At 44.9% G+C, this 6,201-nt stretch carries 5 protein-coding genes; 3 read left to right on the top strand and 2 right to left on the bottom strand.

The genetic code is table 11. The features are described 5' to 3' along the window. Positions 1-57: 57 nt before the first annotated feature. Together rnpA and rpmH are read right to left on the bottom strand one after the other, a co-directional pair. On the bottom strand, positions 58-408 hold the full coding sequence (rnpA, locus tag AC1S8V_RS30485) for a ribonuclease P protein component (protein WP_017691415.1): 351 nt from the start codon (positions 406-408) through the stop codon (positions 58-60). Between the two features lie 359 nt (positions 409-767). Continuing rightward, on the bottom strand, positions 768-902 hold the full coding sequence (rpmH, locus tag AC1S8V_RS30490) for a 50S ribosomal protein L34 (protein ID WP_017691413.1): 135 nt from the start codon (positions 900-902) through the stop codon (positions 768-770). Between the two features lie 613 nt (positions 903-1,515). On the opposite strand from rpmH, the gene AC1S8V_RS30495 reads away from it, so the two are divergent. The 3 genes from AC1S8V_RS30495 to gntK all read left to right on the top strand — a co-directional run bounded on the left by AC1S8V_RS30495 (position 1,516) and on the right by gntK (position 5,377). After that, positions 1,516-2,190 carry a GntR family transcriptional regulator gene (locus AC1S8V_RS30495; protein WP_482071973.1) on the top strand — a complete coding sequence of 225 codons (675 nt, stop codon included), beginning with the start codon at positions 1,516-1,518 and terminating at the stop codon, positions 2,188-2,190. 211 nt (positions 2,191-2,401) lie between these two features. Further along, entirely contained in the window at positions 2,402-3,763 is a 1,362-nt protein-coding gene (locus AC1S8V_RS30500; RefSeq protein WP_076332220.1) for a GntT/GntP/DsdX family permease, read from the top strand. 66 nt (positions 3,764-3,829) lie between these two features. After that, positions 3,830-5,377, top strand: a complete 1,548-nt coding sequence (gntK, locus tag AC1S8V_RS30505; RefSeq protein WP_482071974.1) for a gluconokinase — start codon at positions 3,830-3,832, stop codon at positions 5,375-5,377. The last annotated feature ends 824 nt before the right edge of the window (positions 5,378-6,201 follow it).

Below are 6,201 nucleotides of genomic sequence, written 5' to 3' on the forward strand. Positions count from 1 at the left end.
AACCATTCCATTCCACCGTAAATCATACCATAATTAGGAGGACAAATAAACCGAAGCTTACCGCTTGCCCGACTTCAAAAGAGAGCCTTTGCGCATCGCATGTAGCAGGCTTTTTTCCATCTCTTTATAGGGCATGTCCAGTGCACCTTTTCTGACGATGAAAATCAGATCCATCTGCGTGACAATCTCATGCTCATGATGACGAACAATTTCCTTAATCATGCGTCTCATCCGGTTGCGTACGACAGCGTTTCCGATTTTCTTGCTGCATGATACGCCGACCCGGAATTGTTCCGTATCTTTACGGCGGCAGCCATACACCACGAATTGATGATTGGCAAACGATTTTCCATACCGGTATACGCGGCTAAAGTCCGCCCGGTTTCGTAGACGCAGTCTTTTATACACGGCGCTTCTCCTTGCTGTTCTCCACCATTGTTATTGACGGAGGCCTCATTACTGATTTAGTATAGGCTTTCTTGAATAACGGTAAACCGTCTTGACGACAACTTCATTTGGGATGATTGTTGATCAATCATTTAAACCGAGCAAACATTCATCCCGGATGATTGTTGAACGGCTACTTCAACCGTACAAGCATTCATCCTTATATAAGGTAAGTTTTTGAAAATGGAAAACTCACTCAACATACATAGATGTGTATTCAGGACTTTTTCGCAGACCATTCAGACCTGATCTGTACCAGCATCCAGTCTGAAATGACCCAAATTAAGAAAAAAAAGACCACCTCGGTGGTCTTCAATGCATTAAGCACTCAGGTTTTTACGGCCTTTAAGGCGACGTGCGGCCAAAATTTTACGGCCGTTGCTCGTGCTCATTCTTTTCCGGAAACCATGAACTTTTTTACGTTTGCTAACGTTCGGTTTGAATGTAGGTCTCAATGTATTGCACCTCCTCACAAGGAAATACTTATGTGATGAATCACTTTCATCTTCACAGAAAACACCTTTATATATTTAACCATGATCACCTGGAAAAGTCAACTGCAAGCCTCAAGGCCTCTCCCTCTTTTATATACGCTCTCCATCCCACCAGAAATGATGACCACAGTCCGTTTACTTTATTATCATTACCATGCCTCGAAGAGAGCTTCAAAAGTTATCCCCAGACCCTGATCAGATCACGATATTACAGCATTTATAGTTATCCACACCCTCCAATGCCTGCTATCTCCTTCATTGCATCCGATTTAAAGTTATTCACATGTGGATAATGATTATAGGTCACAAAATAGTTAAATTTCAATCAGGTTGTATCCGCTTCAATTAAGGTTTACAAGCTTTTGAGAAAGGTGTAGGATAAAAATCACATCTTGTATACAAGTATATTGTTGAAACTGGTTTACGTATCTGCCTTTAGTGGTCCTTTGAAAAAAACATTAGCAGTTATCATGCATACTACAGACGATGGATTGAGCTGAAATGTCCAGTCCGCAAAATAGTTATGCTATGATCAGTAATGAACTGATTACTTATTAATAGGAGCGTTAGCCATATGCTATTTCCTTCTTCCTGGCTTCAAGGAGCTTCCCGTGGTGAAGCCATTGCCTGCGAATTAAGGCTGCGGATCATCAGCGGTACCCTTCGACCCGGAGAGATTTTGTCGGAAAATCGAATTGCGGCTGATTTTGACAGCAGTCGTTCACCTGTCCGTGAAGCGCTACGCACATTGTCCAATGAAGGTCTTATTCGGCTTGAACGTATGGGTGTCGTTGTCCTCGGACTACGAATCAAGGATGTCGAAGAATTGTATGATGTCCGTTTCCTGATTGAAAGTTTTGTGCAGCAGCGACTCGCAGGTGATGTTCCAGCGTCCTTAATCACCCAGTTGCGTAACGTGATCGACAAAATGCACCTCGCTGGCCGGCATCAGGACGCCGTCGAATTCGCCTATCAGGATCTCGTTTTCCATGAAACCATCATTGAAGCTGCCCAGCACTCACGGATCTCACACCTATGGAAGAGTATTCGATATGTTGTGATGACCGTTATGCTGCTCACAACGCGCAGAGTATTTGTTCAAGGCGAGCAGAAAGTAAGCGCTGTAATTGAGAAACACCGTTTGCTCGTAGAAGCACTCGAATCCGGGGACAAAATGCTCATTCAGGCTGGTGTCCGCACGTATTTCCAAGATTCAGGCAAAACCCTGCACGAAAGCTTTGATTCCTAATTGGTGCAAGGCGTTTGCAATCATATCCGTCGTGAATGATTGCGGTTTAACTTGTCGACAAGTATACAAAATGCGATTGTGTTTCAAATTTGGGCATGATAACGCAACATTTCCACCTTTACCTTTTCTGTATTACCTGCACGAATTTAATTGTTGACGATGATTTCACTTGTAAGCGTTCTATATCAGAAATAAAGGAGCACACTACATCATGAGCACTCTTTTTGGACTATCCCATAATGCAACATTATTGGTCTGGACATTAATTGCGATCGTTTTTCTGATCGTCTTGATCTCCAAATATAAATGGAACCCCTTTATCACCCTTTTGTTGTCCGCATTAATGCTCGGTTTGCTTACAGGCATGAAACCTGCCGATGTGATCTCTTCCATTACTGGAGGTCTCGGTGGCACACTCGGAACCATTGCAATTGTTATTGCTCTCGGTACGATGCTCGGTAAGATGATGGCTGAATCTGGCGGTGCCGAGCGTATTGCAACTACACTGGTAGATCGGTTCGGTGTGAAACGTGTGCACTGGGCCATGATGATTGTTGGATTTATCGTCGGTATTCCCGTTTTCTTTGAAGTCGGCGTTATTTTGATGATCCCCATCATTTTCACCGTTGCACGTAAAACCAACATGTCATTGCTGCAGATAGGTATCCCCATTTTGGCGGGTCTGTCGACTGTGCACGGTTTGGTTCCGCCGCACCCGGCACCAATGATTGCAATTGAAGCCTTCAGCGCGGATCTGGGTAAAACCATTTTGTACTCTCTTATAGTTGGTATTCCTACAGCGATTATTGCAGGTCCTTTGTTTGGTAAATTTATTGGCAAAAGAATACACACCGAACCGCCAGCTGAACTGGCTGAACAATTCGCAACCAAAACAAACAGCAACATGCCTGGGTTTGGTATTACCCTGTTTACCATATTGCTGCCGGTCATTCTGATGCTAATCGGTTCCATAGCGAGCATCATTGACCCAAATGCCACGAGCGGCTTCACCGTTTTCAGCGAATTTATCGGCCATGAGATCATTGCCCTGCTGATCTCTGTCGTATTTGCCCTCTTTTCACTTGGCTTCGCACGTGGATTCACCAAACATGATATTTCTCGCTTCACCAGTGAATGTCTGGCGCCTACGGCAACCATCATTCTCATTATTGGCGGAGGCGGTGCCTTCAAACAGGTTTTGATCAATAGTGGTGTAGGTAACGCCATTGCTGAAGTTGCTACCCATGCGAACATTAACGTGATCCTGTTTGCCTGGCTTGTCGCGGCGCTCATTCGTGTAGCTACTGGTTCAGCAACCGTAGCTATGACAACTGCTGCCGGCATTGTCGCTCCAGTGCTTGCACTCACACCAGGGGCCAATATTGAGCTGGTTGTACTCGCCACAGGCGCAGGGTCACTCATCTTGTCCCATGTGAACGATGCGGGATTTTGGATGATCAAAGAATTCTTTAATATGAGTGTCGCCCAAACATTGAAAACGTGGACCGTTATGGAAACACTATTATCCGTGGTGGGGCTGATCTTTATTTTGCTGCTAAGTACAGTGGTATAAATCGAGTCTCTATAGTAGAAAGAAAATAAAATCTCATTGCTTTCTGGAGAAAGAAGGATCAAATACATGAACAACTACATGATTGGGATCGATATCGGTACAACCAGTACCAAATCCGTGTTATTTACAGAGCAAGGGTCCGTCGTCAGTACCTCAACACAGGAATATCCTTTGTACACCCCTGCTCCCAATGTTGCCGAGCAGGACCCCGAAGAGATTGTACAGGCGGCTCTCCACTCTGTGCGAGGAGTCATGGATCAGAGCGGTATTGCCGCCGAGCAGATCCTGTTCGTATCCTGCAGCTCGGCTATGCATAGCGTCATTGCCATGGACCAAGACGGCAAACCCTTAACCCGTTGCATCACCTGGGCAGATAATCGAAGTGCATCATGGTCGGCTCAGCTCCAAGAGAATGGATTGGGCCATCGCATCTATCTGCGCACAGGTACTCCCATCCATCCGATGTCACCTTTGACCAAATTGATGTGGCTACGCCATGATGAACCTGAACTTTTCGAGCGCACAGCCAAATTTATCTCTATTAAAGAATATCTGTTCTTCCATCTATTCGGACAATATGTGGTCGATCATTCCATCGCTTCCTGCACAGGCTTGCTCAATCTGGAACAACTGGACTGGGACGCGGAAGCCCTTGAGATTGCAGGCATTACACCCGACCATCTGTCGAAGCTCGTACCCACAACACATATATTAGAAGGAATGAATACCGAATCGGCTGAAAAAATGTCTCTCTCCCCCTCCACACCCTTCGTTATTGGCGCAAGTGACGGGGTTTTGTCCAATCTCGGCGTAAACGCCATTGAACCTGGTGTTGTCGCAGCAACCATCGGAACCAGTGGAGCCATTCGCACTGTCGTTGACCGTCCGGTTACCGACCCCAAAGGTCGAACATTCTGTTACGCCCTCACAGAGAATCTTTGGGTCATTGGGGGACCTGTGAATAATGGTGGCATGCTGTTTCGTTGGGTGCGGGATGAATTCGCTGCGTCTGAAGTCGAGACAGCCAAACGACTCGGCATCAATTCCTATGATGTGCTGACCAAGATTGCCGAACGTGTCCGGCCTGGCTCGGAAGGACTTCTGTTTCATCCATACCTTTCGGGCGAACGTGCCCCTTTATGGAATCCGGATGCCCGTGGTTCCTTTTTCGGCTTAACACTCCATCATCAGAAAGAGCATATGATTCGTGCTGTCCTGGAAGGGGTTATTTTCAACCTGTACACGGTACTGCTAGCCATGGAAGAACAGATTGGACAACCTACCTCCATTCAAGCCACAGGCGGGTTTGCGCGTTCTCCTCTCTGGCGCCAGATGATGTCCGATATCTTCAATCAGGAAGTCGTTGTGCCCGAAAGCTTCGAAAGTTCCTGTTTGGGTGCCGTCGTGCTTGGTCTGTACGCTACTGGAAGAATTGACTCGCTTCATACCGTGTCTTCCATGGTGGGTACAACGCATCGACATACCCCTGTCAAAGAGAATGCTGTACTCTACCAGGAGCTGCTACCCATCTTTATTCGGATCTCTCGCAAACTGGAAGAGGAGTATGCTGATATCGCTGAATTCCAGCGTAAGATGTCCATCGCCCGTCTCTAATCATCAATCCATACTTCGTCTCTGCACCAACAAAAGAGGTTGTCCTCCAAAACCAGTAATCGGTTTTAGGGGACAACCTCTTTTGCTATATATGCATAATCTATCCTTTGAATTCATATCATGCATTCATATAATTCTACCTCAATATTTGAGCATCAGCTTACCTCTTGATTCCGAATAATTTACATTCCAGATGTCTTAAAATGAAATCCTCTTTGTCCATTATTCTTCTACTTCGACGATCGCAGATCGCCATCTTTTCAGAAGCCAAATCACCCACCCTTATTTTGAATTCGTGAATTTCCCCTTACTCCTTTGGCAAGAAAAATACGAGGGTCAAAGGTAACTCTATTTCCGATCTCGAACATGCTCCATTTTCACTTCGCGGTTATCCACAGACAGGTTATTCACAAACGAAGAATACTTTTACACACAATTTGGCATCATTTGACGGATAACCTGTGTATAAAACATTTTTGGTTTTTAGGTCTTTCTGTCGAAAATTAAACAGTTTATAAACAATATATTGTGTTGTGACTAAAAATTATACACAAGTTATTGAATTTGTGGATAAAATCACGCGATACGTTGAAATGCGGGGTTTCTTTTGCTATGATTGTATTACTTTTGGATGTGAATATGTGATCTGACCCATAATATTATCAACAGCCTGTGGATAAAGTTGTGAACAATTTTCCGTTGTTCATACTTTTTTTGTTTTTGACCTGCGGGGGTTTGGGGATAAATTCAACAATATATTTCGTATTTCGACACTGCATCATGGCTTAAGCCACACTTGGAACATGTAAAAGGAGTGACAGTCT

The sequence above is a fragment of the Paenibacillus sp. B46(2026) genome (assembly GCF_056786355.1).

Bases quoted from the DNA above. Each gene is read 5' to 3' on its own strand.
- AC1S8V_RS30495 (WP_482071973.1), top strand. From the start codon at position 1,516: ATGCTATTTCCTTCTTCCTGGCTTCAAGGAGCTTCCCGTGGTGAAGCC.
- AC1S8V_RS30500 (WP_076332220.1), top strand. From the start codon at position 2,402: ATGAGCACTCTTTTTGGACTATCCCATAATGCAACATTATTGGTCTGG.
- gntK (WP_482071974.1), top strand. From the start codon at position 3,830: ATGAACAACTACATGATTGGGATCGATATCGGTACAACCAGTACCAAA.